A 20,019-nucleotide genomic window follows, 5' to 3' on the forward strand; every position below is an offset into this window, starting at 1 on the left:
ATGGAAGAGATAATAGAAGCATTACAAAATAACGAAATAATTATAGTAACTGATGATGAAAATAGGGAAAATGAAGCCGATATGATCTGTGCTGGAGAAAAAGTTACAGGCGAGATGATTAATATTATGGCAAAATATGCAAGAGGTTTGATTTGCACACCGATTGGTAAAAATATTGCTAGACAATTTGACCTAGAAATGATGGTTAAAAATAATACTGACAATCACGAAACAGCCTTTACAGTTTCAATTGACCATGTTGATACAGAAACAGGAATTTCAGCATTTGAAAGAGCACAAACTATAAGGGCACTTGCAGATAATAATACAAAAGCAAGTGATTTTAGAAGACCAGGCCATGTTTTTCCGCTTATTGCAAAAGATAGGGGAGTTTTGGTAAGAGAAGGCCACACAGAAGCTACAATTGATTTGATGAAAATTGCAAATTTAAAAGAAATTGGTTTATGCTGTGAAATTATGGCTGATGATGGTCACATGCTAAGAGGAAAAGCAGTAGTTGAGCTTGCAGAAAAACTTGGAATGAAAATGACAAGTGTTGCTGAGATAAAAAAATATATAAAAGAAAACAAGTTGGATTTTTCAAAAAATGAAGATGATTTTTTGGAAAAAACAAATATTATAAATCTTCCAACAGACCATGGAAAATTTAAAGCCATAAGTTTTTATGACAAAGTTGAAAAAAAAGAACACTTGGCTTTAATCAAAGGCAAGATTGATGGAGAAAATATTTTAACTAGAATTCACTCTGAATGTTTGACTGGGGATGTGTTTTCATCAAACAGGTGTGATTGTGGAAATCAACTTCACAAGGCAATGGAGATGATTGATGAAAAAGGAGAAGGAATTATTTTATATTTAAGACAAGAAGGAAGAGGAATTGGATTATTTAATAAAATAAAAGCCTATCATCTTCAAGAAGAAGGTTACGATACGGTAGATGCAAATATAAAACTTGGTTTTGCACCAGACTTGAGAAATTATAAAATAGCTTGTCTTATGTTGAAAGAATTGGGAGTAAAATCAATTGACTTGCTCACAAATAATCCTGATAAAATCGAACAAGTGGAAAAATATAATATTAAAGTTAATAAAAGAGTTCCAATAGAAATTCATTCTAATCATATAGATAGAATTTATTTAAAAACAAAAGCTGACAGAATGGGTCACGATTTAAGAGAATTTAAGGAGAATTAGATGAAAGAATATAGTGCAAATTTAGTTTCAAATGGCAAAAAATATGCAATTGTAGTTGCAAGATTTAATCATTTTATAACAGATAGGCTTGTGGAAGGATGTCTTGATACATTAAAAAGACATGAAGTAAAAGATGAAGAAATTGAGCTTGTAAGAGTTCCAGGAGCTTTTGAAATTCCACTTGCAGCAAAAAAATTAGCTCACAAGGATTATGATGCAGTAATTTGTTTGGGAGCAGTTATAAGAGGAGATACTTCTCATTATGATTATGTTTGTTCAGAAGTTTCAAAAGGAATTGCAAATGTCTCACTTGAAAGCGGAAAGCCAATAATTTTTGGAGTCGTTACAACTGATACAATCGAGCAAGCTGTTCAAAGAGCAGGAACAAAAGCTGGAAATAAAGGAAGTGATGCAGCAATATCTGCAATTGAAATGGCAAATCTAATGGATCTTATATGAAAATAATTTTTGACTTTGATGGAACTATCCATAAAAGTGACGAAATTTATGAAAAAGCATTTTATGATACTTTAAAAAAATATAAAATAAAAAAACCAAATCTTGATCCAAAATCATATCTTGGCTATCCTCCAAGAAAAATTTGGGATGATTTTCTTGACGATTCCTATAATAAAGTAAAATTAATAAAAATAACAGGGGATTTGATGATAGAAAATATGAGAGATTTTGGTAGTTTATATGAAGAAACAGAAAAAGTATTAAATTTCCTAAAAGAAAAATACGAACTTATAATTTTATCTTCTTGTACAAAAAAATATATAGAAAATGCAAGAAAAATCTATAATCTTGATTTATATTTTAGTAAATATTTAGTAGGAGAAGATTACAATTACAAACCAAAAGCAGAAATAATAAGAATAAATAAAATTAATAATTTTATAATGGTGGGAGATAGGCTATCCGATATAAAAGCTGGTTTTCTAAATAATAATATATCCATTTTTGCAAAATACGGCTATGGTAAAGAAAGTGAGGGAGACCTATCAGATTATAAAATTGAAAAAATCAGTGATTTATTAAAAATAAAGGGATTGTTGTAAATAGATTACGAATCTTAAATTATTTAGAAAAGCTCAAAGGAAATTTTTCTAGATTAGCTAGGAAAATTTCCTAAAAGAGTTTTGTAAAATTAAAAGATTATCTATTTTTACAACAATCCCTTTTTAGTAGGTTAATATAATTTTAAAGAATTGTTAATTTACACAAAGTTGGCTTATGTTTTTGTAACGGTTAAATAAGATTTTATAAGATTTTTTAATTTTATTGTAGTTATTAAAGATTTTTATTTTTTTATCTTCATTGGCATAGACTTTCCAATATCCATTTATTAGAAATTTATTTCCTTTATTCTCAATAAATCCCATAACATCTTCAAAAGGATAGCCTAAAAAAATACCAATTTCATGTGGGAAATTTTCTTTTTTAAATCTGAATTTTAAATGGTTTATGCATTGATTTAAGTCATTGGTATTATAACCCAATTTACTTAGGAGAGTTTTTGTTTTTGTTTCATTTAATACGTATTTTAGCTTGTGAGGTCTGTATGCATAAATTTGGGCGGAAGATTTATTGTTATTAAGTATTTCCACGTACATATTTTTTTCATTAAGTATTTCATTCCACTCAAAAACCATCTTTTCTATATCAATATTTTCAGAATTTTTAAAAGTAAATAAATTAGCAAGTTTTTGATTCGCTAAAGTTTGTGATGCGTAATCAATTAACAATTCTTCGTTCATACGATTAACCTATGGCTTTAGATAAATCTAATGCCGCCTTTCTACATTCGCTTAAAGCTTCGTCATCTGGACTATCATAAGCAATTAGACCATCTCTTACAAGATTTATTCCATCTTCCTTGCATCTATCTTGCCAAATTTCCATCCATTCGCCATCAGCCCATTGGTAAGATCCAAAAATTAAAACAGGTTTGTTAGAAAGATCTTTTTCAATACTTTCAAACATAGGTTCAAATTCAGTTTCTTCCAATTCTTCACTGCCCATAGCAGGACAACCAAATGCAAATCCATCAAAAGAATCAATTGAGTCCTTTGTAAAAGAATTTGGATCTAATAATTCAATTTCTACATCATTTTTTTTAAGTTCTTCTGCAATTTCATTAGCCATAGCTTCTGTATTACCAGTACCTGACCAATAAACAATAGCAATTTTTTTCATAAATTTCTCCTTAAAAATTTTAATTTTGTTTGATACTGATAACCTATATCAATATCTAAGATAATAATACATACTAGTAAAAATATTGTCAAGCATTTTTTTAAGAATTTTTTAAATAAAATAAAAAAACATTGAAAATTAAATATTTTTCAAGGTAAAAAAATTTTAATAAAGAAAAATTTTCAAATTTTAAAAATATATGGGAATAAATGACAAGCAAAACGTTAAATAAAAAAGTTTTGTCCGAAAAATTCTACTTTGTAAATTTTAAAATAGCAATTTGAAAAATCAAATATTATAATTTTACAAGTAGGATATTTTATTTTGAAATAAATTAAATAAGAAAATTTTTTTCATAGTATAGATGAATTTCCACACTAAATTTAAAATTTAAATTTCAATCAATGTCATAATTTTAATATTAGACTCCTAAATAAAGCGAAAAATTTAAATTGACTTGATTTTTAGGATTTAAATATTAGATTGTAATTTTGGATGGATTTTTTAATTTAAAGCAAATTAAATTTCAATAAGGACTTTCTAGTATTGAGAAATAATAACCATAAAAATTTTTTATTTGGGTATATTTTTATTAAGAAAGGTGGTTTCTATGAAAAAAATAATTAATGACAAGGATAAAATTATAAGTCAAATGCTAAATGGTCTTCAAAAAGCTAATGAGGACAAGGTAAAAATTAATGAAGAGTTAAAAATAGTTTACAGAAAAGATCTTCCAATTAAAGGAAAAGTTGGTTTAATTTCTGGCGGTGGAAGTGGTCATGAGCCTGCTCATGCTGGATATGTTGGCGATGGAATGCTTGATTGTGCAATTTGCGGAGAAATTTTTACTTCTCCAACTCCAGATCAAGTTTTAGAAGCTATAAAACTTGCGGATTCTGGCGAAGGTGTATTTATGGTAATTAAAAATTATACTGGAGATGTCATGAATTTTGAAATGGCAAAAGATATGGCAGAGATGGAAGGAATTAATGTTGATTATATTATCGTAAATGATGATGTAGCAGTTGAAGATTCCACATACACTACTGGCAGAAGGGGAATTGCTGGAACAATTTTTGTTCATAAAGTTTTGGGAGCTATGGCAAGAAGTGGAAAAAACTTAAACGAAATGAAAGCTATGGCTGAAAAAATTGTAAAAAATATTAAATCTATGGGCATGGCTACTAAGGCTTGTATAAATCCTATTTCTGGAAAAGAAAGTTTTGATTTATCTGAAGAAGATATGGAAATTGGCGTAGGAATTCATGGAGAGCCTGGTGTAAAACAAGAAAAAATTAAAACAGCTGACGAAATTTCTAAGGAACTTTTAGATCATATTCTTGAGGATTTTGAAAACCTAGATGGGGATTTTGTTTTAATGGTTAATGGCATGGGTCAAACTACTGAAATGGAATTGTTTATTGTAAATAATTTTGCAAGTGATTATTTGAAAGAAAAAAATATAAATATCAAAAAAACTTTCTTGGGTAATTTTATGACAAGCATGGATATGGCAGGTTTTTCATTAACACTTTTTAAAGTTGATGATGAAATTTTAAAATTGCTTGAAGAAAATGTAGATATAGTTAGGGGTTAATATGGATATAGAAAAAGTTAAGTCAAAGGTAATAGCTTTATCAAATATAATTATTGAAAATGAAGAATATTTGACAGATCTTGATAGGGCAATTGGCGATGGAGATCATGGTTTTAATATGGCAAAAGGTTTTAACAAAGTGAAAGATGCCATGAATGATGATTACAAAGATTTAAAAACACTTTTTAATAAAATTGCTATGACTTTGATTTCTAATGTTGGTGGAGCTAGTGGACCATTGTATGGAACATTTTTTATGAAATTTGCTCAAGCTTTTGATGGAGATATTGAATTGGATAAAAATTCATTTTCAAAAGCTTTTTCTGACGGAGTTGATGGAGTAATAATGAGAGGCAAGGCTCAAGTTGGAGATAAAACTATGGTTGATGTTTTATATCCTGTAGCAGAGGCTTTAAAAAATGATTTGAGTTTTGAAGAAATTCTTAAAATTGCAGAAGAAAAAATGGAAAAAACAAAAGAAATTAAGGCTAGAAAAGGAAGAGCTGCCTATCTTGGGGATAGGTCAATTGGACATATTGATCCAGGTGCATATTCTTCATATTTATGTATAAAAAGTATAGTGGGAGATTTGAATGATTAATATATTGATAGCAAGCCACAGCAAAAAATTGGCTGAAGGTTTAAGAGAAATTCTCATTCAAATGGCTCCAAATGTAAATATTTTGGTAAGCGGCGGAGATAAGGATGGAAATATTGGCTCAAATTTTGATGAAATCAATCAAATCATAAATGAATATGCTACAAATGATGGTTTGGTTATATTTTTTGATTTGGGTTCTTCTATGATGAATTGTCAAATGGCAATTGATATGTTGGATGATGAAAAAAAATCCAAAGTTTATCTTGCTGGAACACCAATTGTTGAAACGAGTGTTCAAATTGCTGTTGAAGCATCAGCAGGACAAAGTTTGGATGAAATAGTTAAATATTTAAACGAATATCCAGTAAATAAATTAGAAAATTAATCTAAGCTGATTACAAATTCATAAATATCATTTTTTGAAAAAGTGGTGGATTTTCTCAAGGATTTTACAATATCCTTAGTTGATTCGCCATTTTTTTTCATTTGTAAAATTTGTTCTTTGTATGATGAAATATCTAAAGATTCATTTTCATTATTTTTTTCCAAAATAAGAACAAATTCTCCTTTTAAAGTAAGCTCATCTGTGTTTATATCTTTTATATCAAAAATTTGATATTGTTCGAATTTTTTGCTTAATTCGCGGGTAATCGCCAATTTTCTATTAGGAAATTCTATTTTAAAATCATTGATTGTATTTTCTAAGTTGTGGGGAGTATCAAATAAAATTGAGGTTTTATTTTCATTTTTTAGCTCTTCATATAATTTTTTCTTATCAGAATTTTTTTTGGGAATAAAGCCATAAAAAGCAAACCTATCATTATCAAAGCCACTTGCAATTAAGCCTGTAAGAATTGATGATGGACCTGGCAAAACTGTGTAAGAAATATTATTTTTAATGCATTCTTTAATTAGAATATGACCTGGATCAGAAATTCCTGGCATTCCTTGGTCAGTTATAATTGCGTAACTTGTACCTTCTTGGGCGTTTTTAATAATTTCCTGTGATTTTTGCTTTTCATTAAATTTATGATATGAAGTTAGTTTTTTATTTATTTCAAAATAATTTAAAAGTTTTTTACTTTCTCTAGTATCTTCGCAAGCAATAATGTCTACATTTTTTAAAACATTAATAGCCCTCAATGTTATATCGTCTAAATTTCCTATGGGAGTTGGTACAAAATATATACTATAATCCATTTATTTCTTTGACCTCCTTTGTATAATTATTATTTTCATCATATATTATAAGGGGATTTTCAAATTTTAATCCATCATTTGCATTTTTTACAAACTCCATTAAAATAAAAACAGGTTTTTCAAATGTTTTTGATTGAACAAATTTTATTCTTTTCAATTTTAAATTTCCACTTTCTTTTATAATATCAACAAGCCTTTCGGGTTTGTGAATCATAAATAATTTTCCCTTATCTTTTAAGCACTTATTAGAAAATCTAAAAATATCAGAAAGATTCATTTTAATTTCTTGCCTAGATAATAAAAATTCTTCCTTTTCATTTTTTATATTAGCTCCCTTTTTATAATAAGGAGGATTTGTAATAATATAATCACAAAAATTATTAGGAAAATTTACCTTATTTAAGTCCTCATTAACAACTTCAATATTATTAATTCCATTTAATTTTATATTTTCTTTCAAAAGATTAGCTTTTTCTTTTTGAATTTCGATAGAAAAAACTTTTCTTAAATTATAATAAGAAGAACAAGCAAGAGATAAAATCCCACTGCCAGAGCCAATATCAATTAAACATTTATTCTTTTTCATTTTTGAAAAATTTGCAAGCAAAATAGAATCAATTCCGAAAGAATAAGACTTATCTACGTGTTTCATATATAAATTTGTTTTTGGTATGTAATCTAATTTTTCCATAGTTAAATTATATAATAATGAAAAAAATAAGCAATAAAATCTATTTTGTTATTTAAAATAAAGAATTTACTTGAATCAATGAACTTACTAATCTATAATTATATTAGTAAATTAGGAGGTTAGAATGAAATACTTTGGAACAGATGGATTTAGGGGAGAAGCTAACCAAGATCTTACCCTTTATCATGCAATTAAAATTGGAAGATTTTTAGGATATTATTTTAATAAAGAAAAAAATGGAAATGGAAAAATTGTAATAGGCAAAGACACTAGAAGATCATCATATATGTTTGAAGATGCCTTATCAGCAGGAATTACTTCATCAGGATCTGATGCATATCTTCTTCATGTAACAACAACTCCTTCAGTATCTTATGTAGTTAGAAGTGAAGATTTTGATTGTGGTGTAATGATAACAGCAAGCCACAATCCATATCATGATAACGGAATAAAAATTATAAATTCTGATGGAGAAAAAATGGATGACGAATTTTTGCAAAAATTAGAAGATTATATTGATGCGGATATTAAAGATATTGATTTAAAAATTGGAGAAGAGATAGGAAGAACTCATGATTTTGTTGGTGGAAGAAATAGGTACACAGCATTTTTAATTCAAACTGTATCAAAATCTTTTAAAGGCAAAAAAGTAGGACTAGATTGTGCAAATGGAGCTGCATCATCAATAGTAAAAAGTGTTTATGATGCGCTAGGAGCAGAAACCTACGTAATAAATAATAATCCAGATGGCTTTAATATAAATGTAGATTGTGGTTCAACACACATTGAAGTTTTACAAAAATACGTAAAAGAAAATAAACTTGATTGTGGATTTGCTTATGATGGAGATGCTGATAGGTGTATAGCAGTCGACGAAAATGGTGAAGTTGTTGACGGAGATGCTATTCTTTATATTTGTGGAAAACACATGAAAGAAGAAGGATATTTAGAATCAAATACAATTGTAACAACAATAATGTCAAATATAGGCTTGTACAAAGCACTAGACAAAATTGGAATAAATTATAGCAAGACAAAAGTTGGAGATAAATATGTCCACATAGAAATGAGCGAAAATGGATATGAACTTGGTGGAGAACAATCAGGTCATATTATTTTTTCAAAATATGCAAACACAGGAGATGGAATTTTAACTTCACTTAGATTAATGGAAGCTATGATAGATAACAAAACAAGCCTATCAGAATTGAGAAGAGATTTAAAAATTTATCCACAAGTTTTAAAAAATGTAAGAGTTAATGATAAAAAAGCTGTATTAAATGATGAATCTATAAAAAATATTATAGAAAAAGAAAGTGAAAGTCTAAAAGATACAGGAAGAATTTTAGTTAGAGAAAGCGGAACAGAACCATTGATTAGGGTAATGGCAGAGGCAGAAACAGAAGAAATTGCTGATAAAAAAGTAAACAATATAGTAGAAGCAATAGAAAAAAGCGGGCTTTAATTAATGAAAGATTATCTTACAGGTAGAGAAATAAATATAAAAGAAGCTGTACTTGTAGTAGGAAATAAAATATATTCAAAAAAATCTTATATAAGCATGGATACAAGAAAATTAGAAGGCTATCCGCCAAAAATATTTTATGATAAAAATAAAAATTATTTGGGGAAAATGTATGACGAAGGAGTATATGAGCTTTTAGATATAGAAGAAATACTTCTTGATTATAGCGATTCATGCTTTTCGAATCACGACTTAGATGATCTTAGAGAATTTTTAATAAATAAAAGAAAAAAATTTTATGAAAGTCTAGAAAAAAGTCAATAAAAAATATTGACAATATTGTAATTTGATGGTAATATATGTGTTTGTATGGGACTATCCATATAAATTAGGAGGTGTTTTAATGGCAGATAAAGTAAAACTAGAATGCACAGTTTGCAAAAATAGAAATTACGATACTACAAAAAACAAAAAGAACACTCAAGAAAGACTTGAGCTTAAAAAGTATTGTCCTTTCTGTAAAAAACACACTGTTCATAAAGAAACAAAATAGTAAGGAGTTTTAAAATGGCTAAGAAAAAAGATGGATTTTTTAAATCTGTAAGTAGAGAATTCAAAAAAATCACATGGCCAACAAAAAATGAAACTTTAAATTACTCATTACTTGTTATTATTGTCAGTGTGATTACAGGACTTCTCATTTGGTTATTAGATATAGTCTTTGGAAACATGCTTGGATTTTTGATGTAGGTAAGATATGACTGATTTATCTAATAACAATAATTCAAATGAACCAAACAATACTAAAGAAGAAATTGATTCTAAAGATTCAGAAAAACAACCAAGATGGTATGTAGTTCACACATATACTGGCTACGAAAATAGGGTCAAAGATAAGATCCAAATGATGATAGACAACGAACAAAATCCTGATATCATCGATGTAACAGTGCCAGAAGAAGAGTATGTTGAAGTAAAAAATGAATCAAAGAAACTTAAAACAAGAAAATTATTCCCAGGTTATGTAATGGTAAAGATGAATATTACTAACAGATCTTGGTATATAATTAGAAATACTCAAGGCGTCACAGGCTTTGTAGGACCAGATTCTAAACCTGTTCCACTAACAAAAAGAGAGGTAAGAAAATTTGGTATTAAAGAAGATAAGCCTGTACTAAATATTAATATAAATGTAGGAGATAATATAAATATTATCCAAGGACCATTTAAAGATTTAGTAGCTGAAGTAAAAGAAGTTGATACAGACAAACAAATAATCAAAGCTTTAATTGATATGTTTGGAAGAGATACAATTATTGATTTAAGTTTCGAGGATATTGAGACAATTTAAACTGGCTTACGTAATGTAAGTGGGAGGGGATAACCCGCCAAAAACCACAAAGGAGGATTTAATATGCCAGCAAAAGAAAAAGAAGTACAAGCAAAAGTTAAATTACAAGTACCAGCAGGAAAAGCTACACCAGCACCTCCAGTAGGTACAGCACTAGGACCACACGGAATCAACATCATGGAATTCGTGCAAGCATTTAATGCTAAAACAGCTGACCAAGCTGGAATGATAATACCGGTTGAAATGACAATTTATAAGGATAGATCATTTGATTTTATCACCAAAACACCACCAGCACCAGTATTAATCAAAAAAGCTATAGGACTTGAAAAAGCAAGTGGGGAACCAAACAAAAATAAAGTTGGTTCAATAAAACTTGAACAAGTAAAAGAAATAGCTGAAACTAAGATGCAAGATTTAAATGCTGCAAGCCTAGAAGCTGCAATGAGCATGATAAAAGGCACATGCAGAAGCATGGGAATTACTGTAGAGGAATAAGTGGAAGAGGAAACTCGTTATACCACAAGGAGGCAACATGGCTAAAAAAGGTAAAAAATATATAGAATCAAAAAAATCTTTTGATACTCAAAAAGAATATGAATTATCAGAAGCATTAGATATAGTTGAAAAAACTGCAAAAGCTAACTTTGACGAAACTGTAGAATTACACGTAAGATTAGGTGTAGATTCAAGACATGCTGACCAACAAGTAAGAGGTACTGTTGTACTTCCACACGGAACTGGTAGAGATGTTAAAGTACTTGCAATTGTAAAAGATGATAAAGTTGAAGAAGCTTTAAATGCAGGTGCAGACTATGCAGGTAGTGAAGAATATACAGATAAAATCCAAAAAGAAAACTGGTTGGATTTTGATGTAATAGTAACAAGCCCTGACATGATGGGACAAGTAGGTAGACTTGGTAGAGTTTTAGGACCTCAAGGATTAATGCCAAACCCTAAATCAGGAACTGTAACAAATGATATTGCAAACGCAATTAAAGAAGTAAAAGCAGGTAAAGTAGAATACAGAACAGATAAAAACAATCTAGTTCACGTGCCAACTGGAAAAGTTTCATTTGGTAAAGAAAAATTATCAGACAACTTAAAAGCTTTAATCACTGCTATTGTTAAAGCAAAACCAGCTTCAGCAAAAGGAAAATATTTAAGATCAATTACTATTGCTTCAACAATGGGTCCTGGAGTAAAATTATCTTCAGCAAGAGCAATGGACTTGGTTGAAAAATAAAAAAATATTTGACAACATGAATATCAAGTGATATACTATCATAGTCAAATAAATAGGCTACCAAAGACTACGGAGACTTAATAGTTTAATTATTCCGTATAGGTGGGAATAAGAATCTACATCCCCACCGATGTAGGCATAATAATTATGCCTAATTGTGGGGATTTTTATATACCTACCAAAAGCCATAGGAGGTGAAATATGTCTGAAAAAGCTATACAACAAAAACAAGTAATTGTTAATGAAATAGTTAAAAAAATTGAAAATGCTAAATCAGTTACTCTTGTAGAGTTTGATAAAATGGATGTAAAAGAAATTACTGATTTACGTAACAATTTTAGAGATGCAAATACTGAATACAAAGTATACAAAAATACTATGATGAGATTTGCATTCCAACAACTAGGATTTGACCAATTTACAGAAGAGCTAAAAGGTTCTAACGCATTAATTTTTTCAAATGAAGAAATGGTTGATGGACCAAAAGTAGCAAGAAAATACATCGATAAAGACGATGCAAACAAAGATAAGCTTATAATTAAATCTGGTGTAGTTGATGGAAACTATCAAACTCCAGACGAAATGTTAGCAATTGCAAAATTACCAGGACAACAAGAACTTGCTTCAATGCTTGTTAATACATTACAAGCACCAATTAGAAAACTTGCTGGTGATTTATCACAAATCAATGCAAAACTTGTTTATGCACTTGATGCAGTTAGAGAAAAAAAAGAAAACGAAGCAGCTTAATATAAGAATAATTTAAATTAAAATATCGGAGGATTAAAAATGTCAGAAAAAGTAACAAACTTATTAGAAGAAATTAAAGAACTTACAGTATTAGAACTATCAGAATTAGTAAAAGCATTAGAAGAAGAATTTGATGTAACAGCTCAAGCTACAGTAGCAGCAGCTCCAGTAGCTGCAGCAGGAGCAGCTGAAGCAGGTGCAGCAGAAAAATCAGAATTTGATGTTGTATTAAAATCAGCAGGTGCTTCAAAAATTAACGTAATCAAAGTAGTTAAAGAAGTTACAGGTCTTGGATTAAAAGATGCTAAAGCATTAGTTGATGGAGCTCCAAAACCAGTTAAAGAAGGCGTAGCTAAAGACGAAGCTGAAGAATTAAAATCAAAATTAGAAGAAGCTGGTGCAGAAGTAGAATTAGCATAGTTTCTATTTATAAAAAGGCTCAATTGAGCCTTTTTTTCTTTGCGAAGATTGACACTTATTAATTTATAATGTATATTAAAAATGAAGGATTTTAATTTTGGAAAGAGGAGAATATGAAAGAAATTATTGATTCTCTTGAAAATGTCGATCAAAATAAAAAATTTGAGATTGAAAAGCATATATTAAAAAAACATGGGATTAGAGTTAGTCATCAAAGGCTAATGATACTAGATTTTCTTGTGAATAATAGAAATCATCCAACTGCTGATGATATTTATAAAAATTTAAAATCTTATGATCCTATTATATCTCAGGCAACGGTTTATAATACATTAAATTTATTTGTTGAAAATAATATAGTAAGTGAATTAGATTTTAATCAATCAAGAAAAAGATATGATTTTTATCAAAAAAATCATTCTCATTTTATTTGCGAAAAATGTGGAAATATTCTGGATTTAAATGTTGACATCGACAATCTAAAATTAGAAGAATTAGAAGGCTATAAAATAAATAGTGTAGATATAACAATTAGAGGAATTTGTCCTAATTGTAAAAAATAAAAGAAGGCGATAAATTATTTTTTATTTATCGCCTTCTTTTGTTATATAATTATCTCAAAAACAAAATAAACAAGGGCATATATTATTATCTGGTGGGATAGGTAAATTTTTAGGGGATTTTGACCTATTTTTGCAAGGAAAGAATTTTTGCCGTAGTGATTATAAAAATTTTTTTCTATTAAAATTTTTCCTATAATATAACCGCTCATATAAGCAAAAAACCACGGAATAATTGGGAAATAATCCGTTGAATGAAAGCTGTTTGATGGAAATCCTAGAATAAATAAATTTTTATTATATAAATAAAGCTCTATATTTTTACTTAAAAATTTTCCGCTAGGTAGGCTATAAGTTATAGCAAACAAGATAATAAAAATAATTAGTAGGTTTTTGTTTATTTTTATATTTTTTTGTAAAAAAGATATTAGTATCATTGATAGACCAAGACCGTTTAGTACCCCAAAAATTATTAGTTGGTCGGGTACAAAAAAATATGTTATTAAAGTAATTAAAATTCCTAAGATTGAAATTATTATTCCACGTTTTAAATTCATTTTCCAATCAAGAAAATTTGAGCTGATTCCTGAAATTATGAAAAATGATATGGCTATGGATAATTGCCAAATTTTATTTATATAAATATTATTGTACCAGTCAAGCCTTGTGTATAGGTTTATATCATAACAAAGATGAAATAATACCATAGATATTATTGTAAAGCCTCTGTACTTATCTAGTGTGTAGTTTCTTTTCATTTTCTTTCCTTTAAAATAAGAGTGTCTATTATTATTTTACTTTATTTTTTATTATAATATAATATTTGTGTTAAGAAAGAGGTAGAAATGATTAAAGATAAAGATTATTATTTGGATTGGATTTATGGAAGAGGAAATTCTGCTGGCAAAAGGAGAGATTTATCGGCTATAAAGGCTTTACTAAATGAGCTTGGAAATCCTCAAGATAAAATAAAGGTTATTCATATAGCAGGAACAAATGGAAAGGGTTCTACTGCAAATTATATTGCAAATACTCTAGCAAAAACTTCTAAGTGTGGATTATTTACTTCTCCTTATATGGTTGAAATAAATGAAGAAGTACAAATAAATGGAAAAGCAATTAGTGATGAGGAGTTTTTTTCTTATATAAACTTAATTAGACCTATATGTGAAAAATTGGATGTAAGAGGATTAAAAAATACTTATTTTGAGGTTATGACAGCTCTTATGTATAAGTATTTTTATGACAAAAAAGTTGATGTATGTGTTGTTGAAACTGGTTTGGGAGGAAGGCTGGATTCTACAAATATAGTAAAAAAACCTCTTGCTACTATTATTACAACAATATCAATGGACCATACAAATATTTTGGGCAATACTATTGAAGAAATTGCTTGGAATAAGGCAGGAATTATTAAAGAAAATGTTCCTGTATTTATTTATCCTCAAGTTAAAGAAGCCCTTGATGTCATTTTAAAAGAAGCCAATGAAAAAAAATCTAGGATTTATAAATTTGATTTTGATGAGATAAAAATAAAAACTCAAAATTATAACTACAATGAATTTGATTTTAGAAATTATAAAAATATAAAAACTTCTTTAATAGGAAAGGTTCAAATTTATAATGCTTGCAATGCTATAAATTTTTTGGATTATTTTAAAGAGGAATTTTTCTTGGATGAGAATATTATTAAAGAGGGGATATTAGAAAGCAAAAATTCGGGAAGAATGGAACTTATTTCTAAAAATCCAAAAGTTTTAATAGATGGAAGTCACAATAAAGAATCCATAGATGCTTTAATAAAATCTTTAAAATTATTCAAATATAATAGGCTTATAGTAGGTTTTTCTGTTTTAAAAGATAAAGATTATAAGTATATTATAGAAAATTTGTCATCAATAGCAGATGAAATGATTGTAACAAAAGTTGATAATCCAAGAGCTTTTGATTTAGGTAAATTGGAAAAAATTGTTGGAGCAAAATTTACAAATGTTAAGGCAATAGATGATATAAAAAATGCTTACGAATATACAAAACAAATAGCTAAAGAAAATGATTTGGTTTTGTGGTGTGGATCTCTTTATTTGATTGGGGAAATAATCAAATATGAAAAAATGAATAAAGATATATGAAACTATTATATTTATAAGAAATACCAGATTTTAAATTGTTAAATCTGGTATTTTTTATTATTAAAAAAAAAGATTTATCTAAAAACAAGTAAATGTTTTAATATTTATTGATTATGATAAATAAATATGATAGTTAGATAAAATTAAGTGAAAAAATATAATTATAGCAATTAAATAACAAATATGATTCAATCTTTTAGATTGATTGCTCAACATTACAATATTATTGACAATCTTAGTTAAAACCTGTATGGTTTGAATTGGAGGTATAATTATGAGTGAAAAAAAGAAAAAGAAATTTAAGTTTCCTTCAGCTTTTACTGTACTATTTATAGTTTTAGTATTAGCTTCTATTTTAACTTACCTAGTACCAGCAGGTTCTTATGATAGGTTAGAATATAATAAGGAAGAAAATGTATTCATAAGAAGTGGAGTTGATGGAGAGGAAGAAAAACTTCCTGCAACTCAAGATGTTTTGGATAAGTTAAAAATAACTGTTCCATTAAAAAGCTTTGTAAAGGAAGATATTAAAAAGCCTGTAGCTATACCAGGATCTTACCACAAGCTTGATCAACAACCACAAGGTTTTCTAAAGGTAGCTAGAGCACCAATAGATGGTGTAGCTGATTCTATAGGAATTATTGTTTTTGTATTGCTACTTGGTGGTTGTATTGGAGTTTTAAATAAGACAGGTACTTTTGATGCGGGAATTGCTGCTTTGTCAAAATTAACAAAGGGAAAAGAATTTTTGATGGTTGCAATTTTATCAAGTATTGTTGCTCTTGGTGGAACAACTTTTGGAATGGCAGAAGAAACAATTGCCTTTTATCCTATTTTAATGCCAATATTTTTAGCATCAGGATTTGATGCTATGGTAACAATTGCTGCAATTTATATGGGCTCATCAATAGGAACAATGTTTTCAACAACAAATGCTTTCTCAGTTGTAGTTGCATCAAATGCTGCAGGAATTTCTTTTAAAGAAGGAATGGGAGTAAGAATTATAAGCTTAGTTTTAGCTCAAGCTATTTCTCTTTGGTATATCTATAGATATTCTAAAAAAGTTAAAAAAGACCCATCAAATTCTATAATTGCAGAAGATATGCCTAGAATTAAAGATCAATATCTAAAAGATTATGATCCAGATAATGTAGCACCATTTAATTTTAGAAGAATTGCAATGCTTGTTGTATTTATGCTAGCCTTTCCTATAATGATTTATGGTGTTATGAATTTAGAATGGTGGTTTGAAGAAATGTCAACCTTGTTCTTAATAGTTGGAATTTTATTGATTATTCTATCAGGTTTAGAAGAACAAGATGCAGTTGGATCATTCTTAGATGGAGCAGCAGATCTAGTATCAGTTGCCTTAATCATAGGAGTAGCTAGGGGAATTAATATAATTTTAGATGATGGAATGATTTCAGATACAATGCTTTATGGAGCATCTAATATTATTAGCGGAATAAATGGAGTATTATTCTCATCAGTACAAATGATTTTATTCTCATTCTTGGGAATTTTTATTCCTTCATCATCAGGACTTGCTACTTTGTCAATGCCAATTATTGCTCCACTTGCAGATACAGTTTCTCTTGGAAGAGATGTTGTAGTATCAGCATACAATTTTGGACAAGGTTGGATGGCAATAATAGCTCCAACAGGATTAATTTTGGCAACTCTCGAGATGGTAGATGTTTCATATAATAAATGGATTAAATTTATTGCACCATTAATGGGAATATTGTTAGTATTAGCCATAGTTATGTTGGGAATACAAACTGTAATTTAGAAATGGAGAATCTATGCTAGACAAATTTTTGAAATATGTTAAATATGATACTCAAAGCGATGACAAAAACGAATCATGTCCATCAACACTAGGACAAATGAAACTTGCAAAAGTTATCGTTGAGGATTTAAAAGATATTGGAATTGAAAATGCTCATGTAGATGAAAATGGATATGTTTATGCATCAATTGAGGGAACAGTAAAAAATGTTCCTACAATTGGTTTCATTTCTCACATGGATACAGCCTTGGAATTAACAGGTAAAAATGTTAATCCTCAAATTATTGATTCATACAAGGGTGGAGATATTGTTTTAAACGAAAAATATAAATTAAGCGAAGAAGAATATCCATTTTTAAAAGAATTAGTAGGACATAAATTAGTTACAACCGATGGAACAACCTTGCTTGGAGCAGATGACAAGGCTGGAATTGCTATAATTATGGAAATAGCAAAATATTTCATGGAAAATAGAGATTTAAAATTCGGAGATATAAAAATAGGATTTACACCAGATGAAGAAATTGGTAGAGGAGCAGATCTATTTGATGTAGAAAAATTTGGAGCTGACTTTGCCTATACAATTGATGGGGGACCTGTTGCAGAGTTAGAATATGAAAACTTCAATGCAGCAACAGCAAAAATTCATATCGAAGGAAAATCAGTTCATCCAGGAGCTGCAAAAAATGTTTTGATAAATGCGCTTTTGGTTGGACAAGAATTAAATTCAATGCTTCCAGTAAATGAAAGACCAGAATATTCAGAAGGATATGAAGGATTTTTTATGCTAGATGAAATTTATGGAACATCTGCTAAAGTTGATATTGTTTATTTGATAAGAGATTTTTTCACAGACTCATTTAATGAAAAGAAAAAATTATTAGAAGAAATAGTAAATTTCCTAAATAAAAAATATGATGATATAATAGATTTAAAAATAGAAGATTCTTATTACAATATGAAAGAAAAAATCGAGCCATGTATAGAAATTGTTGAGCTTGCCAAAGAATCAATCAAAAAAGCAGGCATGGATCCAATTGTAAAACCTGTAAGAGGTGGAACAGATGGAGCAAGTCTTTCATACAAAGGACTTCCAACACCTAATCTTTTTACAGGAGGATACAATTTCCACGGTAGATATGAAATTTTATCAGTAGATATAATGGAAAAATCACTCGAAGTTCTAAAAAATATTGTAGAGTTAAATGCTAAGGAGAGTAAATAATGGAAAAATTACAACCAGAAAGAGTTTTTTATTATTTTTCAAAATTAATGGAAATTCCAAGACCAAGCTTTCACGAAAAAAAAGTTTCTGATTTTTTAGTAAAAACAGGAAAAGAATTAAATCTTGAAACATATCAAGACGAAAGTTTAAATGTGATTTTGAAAAGAAAAGCATCAAAAGGATATGAAAATGCACCAAAAGTAATCTTGCAAGGTCACATGGATATGGTTGCATCAAAAACAGAAGATTCAAACCATGATTTCCTAAAAGATTCAATAATTCCAGTAATTGATGGAAAATATTTAACTGCAAAAGATACAACTTTAGGAGCAGACAATGGAATTGCTGTTGCAATGGGATTAGCTTTGCTTGAAGATGAAAATTATGTTGGACCACAAATTGAATTATTAGTTACTACAGAAGAAGAAACTTCAATGGCAGGAGCTTTGAACTTGGCAGATGATGTTCTTGAAGGAGAATATTTAATAAATATAGACTCAGAAGAAGAAGGAGTCTTAACAGTTGGTTCTGCTGGTGGAATTACAATTTTTGTAGAAGAAAAAATTGGACAAGAAGAACAAAAAGATGGTTATGAAATAAAAGTTTCAGGCTTACTAGGTGGACATTCAGGCATGGACATAAATGATAATAGAGGAAATGCCCTAAAAGTATTTGCATCCATTTTAGATAATTTAAATTCAGATATAACAATAGGAGAATTTACAAGTGGAAGTCTTGATAATATAATTCCATCATCAGGAAGCGTGAAAGTCTATGGAGCAAAACTAGAAGAATTAGAAGAAGCTAAGAAAAACACTCTAGATAAATTTAAAGATGTTAAAGGCGAATTAAAAATAGAAATTAATGAAGCAAGCGGAAAAAGTTATTCAAAAGAATTAACAGATAAAATAATAAAAATGATAGCAAATGTTGCTTGTGGAACAAACACAATGATGAAAGATGGAGAAACAGTAGAATCCTCAGATAATTTAGCCCTAATAAAAGAAGAAGACGGATTTATTAAAAGTGAAATTTCTCTAAGATCTTCAGATAATGATGCACTAGAAGAATTATCCAAAAAAATCAGGACAGTTATAGAAGATTTAGGAATTAATTATAGAATTGATTCAATATATCCAGGCTGGGAATACAAAGAAGATTCAAAACTTAGACCACTAGCTCAAAAAGTTTACAAAGAATTTGAAGGAAAAAAATTTGATACAATAGTAATACACGCTGGACTAGAATGCGGAGCATTTTATGAAAAATATCCAAATCTAGATATAATTTCAATAGGACCAAACATAACAGGAGCTCACTCCCCAGAAGAAAAAGTTGAAATAGAATCAGTACAAAGAGTGTATGCATATTTAAAACAATTACTAAAAGAAATTAAATAAGCTAGTAAAAAATAATTTTTAATAGATGATGTTGGAAATAGATAAAACTATTTTACACATCATCTTTTTTTATTATCTTTTAGTAAATATTTACTATGTTTTTGTAGATTTTTAAAAATAAAACTAATTATAAATATTTCAGGTCATCGTGAGTATTAAAATTTTACTCACGATT

The 20,019-nt window shown here is 28.5% G+C and carries 25 protein-coding genes; 20 read left to right on the forward strand and 5 right to left on the reverse strand.

Annotated features, from left to right (window positions below; all coding sequences use genetic code 11):
- From HMPREF2852_RS01065 to HMPREF2852_RS01075, 3 genes are read left to right on the forward strand one after another with little or no spacing between them, the layout of a single operon-like run.
- Complete coding sequence (locus tag HMPREF2852_RS01065; protein WP_070605292.1) at positions 1-1,215, forward strand: bifunctional 3,4-dihydroxy-2-butanone-4-phosphate synthase/GTP cyclohydrolase II; 1,215 nt, start codon at positions 1-3, stop codon at positions 1,213-1,215.
- Entirely contained in the window at positions 1,216-1,674 is a 459-nt protein-coding gene (gene ribE, locus HMPREF2852_RS01070) for a 6,7-dimethyl-8-ribityllumazine synthase (RefSeq protein WP_004838691.1), read from the forward strand.
- A complete protein-coding gene (locus tag HMPREF2852_RS01075) occupies positions 1,671-2,276 on the forward strand; it encodes an HAD family hydrolase (protein ID WP_070605293.1) in 606 nt (201 codons plus the stop codon). Before ribE ends, HMPREF2852_RS01075 begins: the two co-directional genes overlap by 4 nt.
- Positions 2,277-2,429: 153 nt before the next feature.
- On the opposite strand, the gene HMPREF2852_RS01080 is transcribed toward HMPREF2852_RS01075, so the two are convergent.
- Together HMPREF2852_RS01080 and HMPREF2852_RS01085 are read right to left on the reverse strand one after the other, a co-directional pair.
- Positions 2,430-2,975 carry a DUF3793 family protein gene (locus HMPREF2852_RS01080; protein WP_004838694.1) on the reverse strand — a complete coding sequence of 182 codons (546 nt, stop codon included), beginning with the start codon at positions 2,973-2,975 and terminating at the stop codon, positions 2,430-2,432.
- 4 nt (positions 2,976-2,979) lie between these two features.
- Positions 2,980-3,414, reverse strand: a complete 435-nt coding sequence (locus tag HMPREF2852_RS01085) for a flavodoxin (protein WP_039920469.1) — start codon at positions 3,412-3,414, stop codon at positions 2,980-2,982.
- A 610-nt stretch (positions 3,415-4,024) separates the two neighbouring features.
- Here HMPREF2852_RS01085 and dhaK point away from each other — a divergent pair.
- From dhaK to dhaM, 3 genes are read left to right on the forward strand one after another with little or no spacing between them, the layout of a single operon-like run.
- Entirely contained in the window at positions 4,025-5,011 is a 987-nt protein-coding gene (dhaK, locus tag HMPREF2852_RS01090; protein WP_070605297.1) for a dihydroxyacetone kinase subunit DhaK, read from the forward strand.
- A 1-nt stretch (position 5,012) separates the two neighbouring features.
- Positions 5,013-5,612, forward strand: coding sequence for a dihydroxyacetone kinase subunit DhaL (dhaL, locus tag HMPREF2852_RS01095; RefSeq protein ID WP_070605300.1), 600 nt, complete (start codon positions 5,013-5,015; stop codon positions 5,610-5,612).
- Positions 5,605-5,997 carry a dihydroxyacetone kinase phosphoryl donor subunit DhaM gene (gene dhaM / locus HMPREF2852_RS01100; RefSeq protein ID WP_070605303.1) on the forward strand — a complete coding sequence of 131 codons (393 nt, stop codon included), beginning with the start codon at positions 5,605-5,607 and terminating at the stop codon, positions 5,995-5,997. Before dhaL ends, dhaM begins: the two co-directional genes overlap by 8 nt.
- On the opposite strand, the gene rsmI is transcribed toward dhaM, so the two are convergent.
- Together rsmI and HMPREF2852_RS01110 are read right to left on the reverse strand one after the other, a co-directional pair.
- Positions 5,994-6,812, reverse strand: coding sequence for a 16S rRNA (cytidine(1402)-2'-O)-methyltransferase (rsmI, locus tag HMPREF2852_RS01105; protein WP_070605305.1), 819 nt, complete (start codon positions 6,810-6,812; stop codon positions 5,994-5,996). The genes dhaM and rsmI overlap by 4 nt on opposite strands.
- Positions 6,802-7,503, reverse strand: coding sequence for a tRNA1(Val) (adenine(37)-N6)-methyltransferase (locus HMPREF2852_RS01110; protein ID WP_070605307.1), 702 nt, complete (start codon positions 7,501-7,503; stop codon positions 6,802-6,804). The genes rsmI and HMPREF2852_RS01110 overlap by 11 nt, the downstream gene beginning before the upstream one ends.
- A gap of 124 nt (positions 7,504-7,627) precedes the next feature.
- On the opposite strand from HMPREF2852_RS01110, the gene glmM reads away from it, so the two are divergent.
- The 10 genes from glmM to HMPREF2852_RS01160 all read left to right on the forward strand — a co-directional run bounded on the left by glmM (position 7,628) and on the right by HMPREF2852_RS01160 (position 13,298).
- Positions 7,628-8,968: a phosphoglucosamine mutase gene (gene glmM / locus HMPREF2852_RS01115; RefSeq protein WP_019117751.1), complete on the forward strand. Its 1,341-nt coding sequence runs from the start codon at positions 7,628-7,630 to the stop codon at positions 8,966-8,968.
- Positions 8,969-8,971: 3 nt separating this feature from the next.
- Complete coding sequence (locus tag HMPREF2852_RS01120; RefSeq protein WP_070605310.1) at positions 8,972-9,292, forward strand: aspartate 1-decarboxylase (aspartate alpha-decarboxylase); 321 nt, start codon at positions 8,972-8,974, stop codon at positions 9,290-9,292.
- A 79-nt stretch (positions 9,293-9,371) separates the two neighbouring features.
- Positions 9,372-9,521 (forward strand): 50S ribosomal protein L33, encoded by a 150-nt coding sequence (gene rpmG, locus HMPREF2852_RS01125; protein WP_004816546.1) that lies wholly within the window; start codon positions 9,372-9,374, stop codon positions 9,519-9,521.
- Positions 9,522-9,535: 14 nt separating this feature from the next.
- On the forward strand, positions 9,536-9,718 hold the full coding sequence (secE, locus tag HMPREF2852_RS01130; protein WP_004838712.1) for a preprotein translocase subunit SecE: 183 nt from the start codon (positions 9,536-9,538) through the stop codon (positions 9,716-9,718).
- A 7-nt stretch (positions 9,719-9,725) separates the two neighbouring features.
- Positions 9,726-10,319: a transcription termination/antitermination protein NusG gene (gene nusG, locus HMPREF2852_RS01135; RefSeq protein WP_004838713.1), complete on the forward strand. Its 594-nt coding sequence runs from the start codon at positions 9,726-9,728 to the stop codon at positions 10,317-10,319.
- A gap of 63 nt (positions 10,320-10,382) precedes the next feature.
- Positions 10,383-10,817 carry a 50S ribosomal protein L11 gene (gene rplK, locus HMPREF2852_RS01140; protein ID WP_004838714.1) on the forward strand — a complete coding sequence of 145 codons (435 nt, stop codon included), beginning with the start codon at positions 10,383-10,385 and terminating at the stop codon, positions 10,815-10,817.
- 37 nt (positions 10,818-10,854) lie between these two features.
- Complete coding sequence (gene rplA, locus HMPREF2852_RS01145) at positions 10,855-11,565, forward strand: 50S ribosomal protein L1 (protein WP_070605320.1); 711 nt, start codon at positions 10,855-10,857, stop codon at positions 11,563-11,565.
- Between the two features lie 201 nt (positions 11,566-11,766).
- Complete coding sequence (gene rplJ / locus HMPREF2852_RS01150; RefSeq protein ID WP_004838716.1) at positions 11,767-12,315, forward strand: 50S ribosomal protein L10; 549 nt, start codon at positions 11,767-11,769, stop codon at positions 12,313-12,315.
- Between the two features lie 39 nt (positions 12,316-12,354).
- On the forward strand, positions 12,355-12,735 hold the full coding sequence (gene rplL, locus HMPREF2852_RS01155) for a 50S ribosomal protein L7/L12 (RefSeq protein ID WP_019117746.1): 381 nt from the start codon (positions 12,355-12,357) through the stop codon (positions 12,733-12,735).
- 113 nt (positions 12,736-12,848) lie between these two features.
- Entirely contained in the window at positions 12,849-13,298 is a 450-nt protein-coding gene (locus HMPREF2852_RS01160) for a Fur family transcriptional regulator (RefSeq protein WP_019117745.1), read from the forward strand.
- A gap of 41 nt (positions 13,299-13,339) precedes the next feature.
- Here the strand turns inward: HMPREF2852_RS01160 and HMPREF2852_RS01165 are convergent, their stop codons facing one another.
- Complete coding sequence (locus HMPREF2852_RS01165; protein WP_070605322.1) at positions 13,340-14,053, reverse strand: heparan-alpha-glucosaminide N-acetyltransferase domain-containing protein; 714 nt, start codon at positions 14,051-14,053, stop codon at positions 13,340-13,342.
- Positions 14,054-14,140: 87 nt separating this feature from the next.
- Between HMPREF2852_RS01165 and HMPREF2852_RS01170 the strand changes: the two genes are divergently transcribed.
- The 4 genes from HMPREF2852_RS01170 to pepD all read left to right on the forward strand — a co-directional run bounded on the left by HMPREF2852_RS01170 (position 14,141) and on the right by pepD (position 19,844).
- A complete protein-coding gene (locus HMPREF2852_RS01170; RefSeq protein ID WP_070605324.1) occupies positions 14,141-15,427 on the forward strand; it encodes a bifunctional folylpolyglutamate synthase/dihydrofolate synthase in 1,287 nt (428 codons plus the stop codon).
- Positions 15,428-15,701: 274 nt separating this feature from the next.
- Positions 15,702-17,219, forward strand: coding sequence for a YfcC family protein (locus HMPREF2852_RS01175; RefSeq protein WP_070605328.1), 1,518 nt, complete (start codon positions 15,702-15,704; stop codon positions 17,217-17,219).
- Positions 17,220-17,232: 13 nt separating this feature from the next.
- Positions 17,233-18,444 carry a peptidase T gene (pepT, locus tag HMPREF2852_RS01180; RefSeq protein ID WP_070605330.1) on the forward strand — a complete coding sequence of 404 codons (1,212 nt, stop codon included), beginning with the start codon at positions 17,233-17,235 and terminating at the stop codon, positions 18,442-18,444.
- The gene (gene pepD, locus HMPREF2852_RS01185; protein ID WP_070605334.1) at positions 18,444-19,844 is read left to right on the forward strand and encodes a beta-Ala-His dipeptidase; all 1,401 of its coding nucleotides are present in this window, start codon (positions 18,444-18,446) and stop codon (positions 19,842-19,844) included. Before pepT ends, pepD begins: the two co-directional genes overlap by 1 nt.
- Positions 19,845-20,019: the final 175 nt, after the last annotated feature.

Source organism: Anaerococcus sp. HMSC065G05, assembly GCF_001812365.1.
In the GTDB taxonomy this organism is placed as follows: domain Bacteria; phylum Bacillota; class Clostridia; order Tissierellales; family Peptoniphilaceae; genus Anaerococcus; species Anaerococcus vaginalis.

Excerpts from the sequence above, each read along its gene's own strand:
- HMPREF2852_RS01065 (WP_070605292.1), top strand. The coding sequence starts at position 1 with ATGGAAGAGATAATAGAAGCATTACAAAATAACGAAATAATTATAGTA.
- ribE (WP_004838691.1), top strand. The coding sequence starts at position 1,216 with ATGAAAGAATATAGTGCAAATTTAGTTTCAAATGGCAAAAAATATGCA.
- HMPREF2852_RS01075 (WP_070605293.1), top strand. The coding sequence starts at position 1,671 with ATGAAAATAATTTTTGACTTTGATGGAACTATCCATAAAAGTGACGAA.
- HMPREF2852_RS01080 (WP_004838694.1), bottom strand. The coding sequence starts at position 2,975 with ATGAACGAAGAATTGTTAATTGATTACGCATCACAAACTTTAGCGAAT.
- HMPREF2852_RS01085 (WP_039920469.1), bottom strand. The coding sequence starts at position 3,414 with ATGAAAAAAATTGCTATTGTTTATTGGTCAGGTACTGGTAATACAGAA.
- dhaK (WP_070605297.1), top strand. The coding sequence starts at position 4,025 with ATGAAAAAAATAATTAATGACAAGGATAAAATTATAAGTCAAATGCTA.
- dhaL (WP_070605300.1), top strand. The coding sequence starts at position 5,013 with ATGGATATAGAAAAAGTTAAGTCAAAGGTAATAGCTTTATCAAATATA.
- dhaM (WP_070605303.1), top strand. The coding sequence starts at position 5,605 with ATGATTAATATATTGATAGCAAGCCACAGCAAAAAATTGGCTGAAGGT.
- rsmI (WP_070605305.1), bottom strand. The coding sequence starts at position 6,812 with ATGGATTATAGTATATATTTTGTACCAACTCCCATAGGAAATTTAGAC.
- HMPREF2852_RS01110 (WP_070605307.1), bottom strand. The coding sequence starts at position 7,503 with ATGGAAAAATTAGATTACATACCAAAAACAAATTTATATATGAAACAC.
- glmM (WP_019117751.1), top strand. The coding sequence starts at position 7,628 with ATGAAATACTTTGGAACAGATGGATTTAGGGGAGAAGCTAACCAAGAT.
- HMPREF2852_RS01120 (WP_070605310.1), top strand. The coding sequence starts at position 8,972 with ATGAAAGATTATCTTACAGGTAGAGAAATAAATATAAAAGAAGCTGTA.
- rpmG (WP_004816546.1), top strand. The coding sequence starts at position 9,372 with ATGGCAGATAAAGTAAAACTAGAATGCACAGTTTGCAAAAATAGAAAT.
- secE (WP_004838712.1), top strand. The coding sequence starts at position 9,536 with ATGGCTAAGAAAAAAGATGGATTTTTTAAATCTGTAAGTAGAGAATTC.
- nusG (WP_004838713.1), top strand. The coding sequence starts at position 9,726 with ATGACTGATTTATCTAATAACAATAATTCAAATGAACCAAACAATACT.
- rplK (WP_004838714.1), top strand. The coding sequence starts at position 10,383 with ATGCCAGCAAAAGAAAAAGAAGTACAAGCAAAAGTTAAATTACAAGTA.
- rplA (WP_070605320.1), top strand. The coding sequence starts at position 10,855 with ATGGCTAAAAAAGGTAAAAAATATATAGAATCAAAAAAATCTTTTGAT.
- rplJ (WP_004838716.1), top strand. The coding sequence starts at position 11,767 with ATGTCTGAAAAAGCTATACAACAAAAACAAGTAATTGTTAATGAAATA.
- rplL (WP_019117746.1), top strand. The coding sequence starts at position 12,355 with ATGTCAGAAAAAGTAACAAACTTATTAGAAGAAATTAAAGAACTTACA.
- HMPREF2852_RS01160 (WP_019117745.1), top strand. The coding sequence starts at position 12,849 with ATGAAAGAAATTATTGATTCTCTTGAAAATGTCGATCAAAATAAAAAA.
- HMPREF2852_RS01165 (WP_070605322.1), bottom strand. The coding sequence starts at position 14,053 with ATGAAAAGAAACTACACACTAGATAAGTACAGAGGCTTTACAATAATA.
- HMPREF2852_RS01170 (WP_070605324.1), top strand. The coding sequence starts at position 14,141 with ATGATTAAAGATAAAGATTATTATTTGGATTGGATTTATGGAAGAGGA.
- HMPREF2852_RS01175 (WP_070605328.1), top strand. The coding sequence starts at position 15,702 with ATGAGTGAAAAAAAGAAAAAGAAATTTAAGTTTCCTTCAGCTTTTACT.
- pepT (WP_070605330.1), top strand. The coding sequence starts at position 17,233 with ATGCTAGACAAATTTTTGAAATATGTTAAATATGATACTCAAAGCGAT.
- pepD (WP_070605334.1), top strand. The coding sequence starts at position 18,444 with ATGGAAAAATTACAACCAGAAAGAGTTTTTTATTATTTTTCAAAATTA.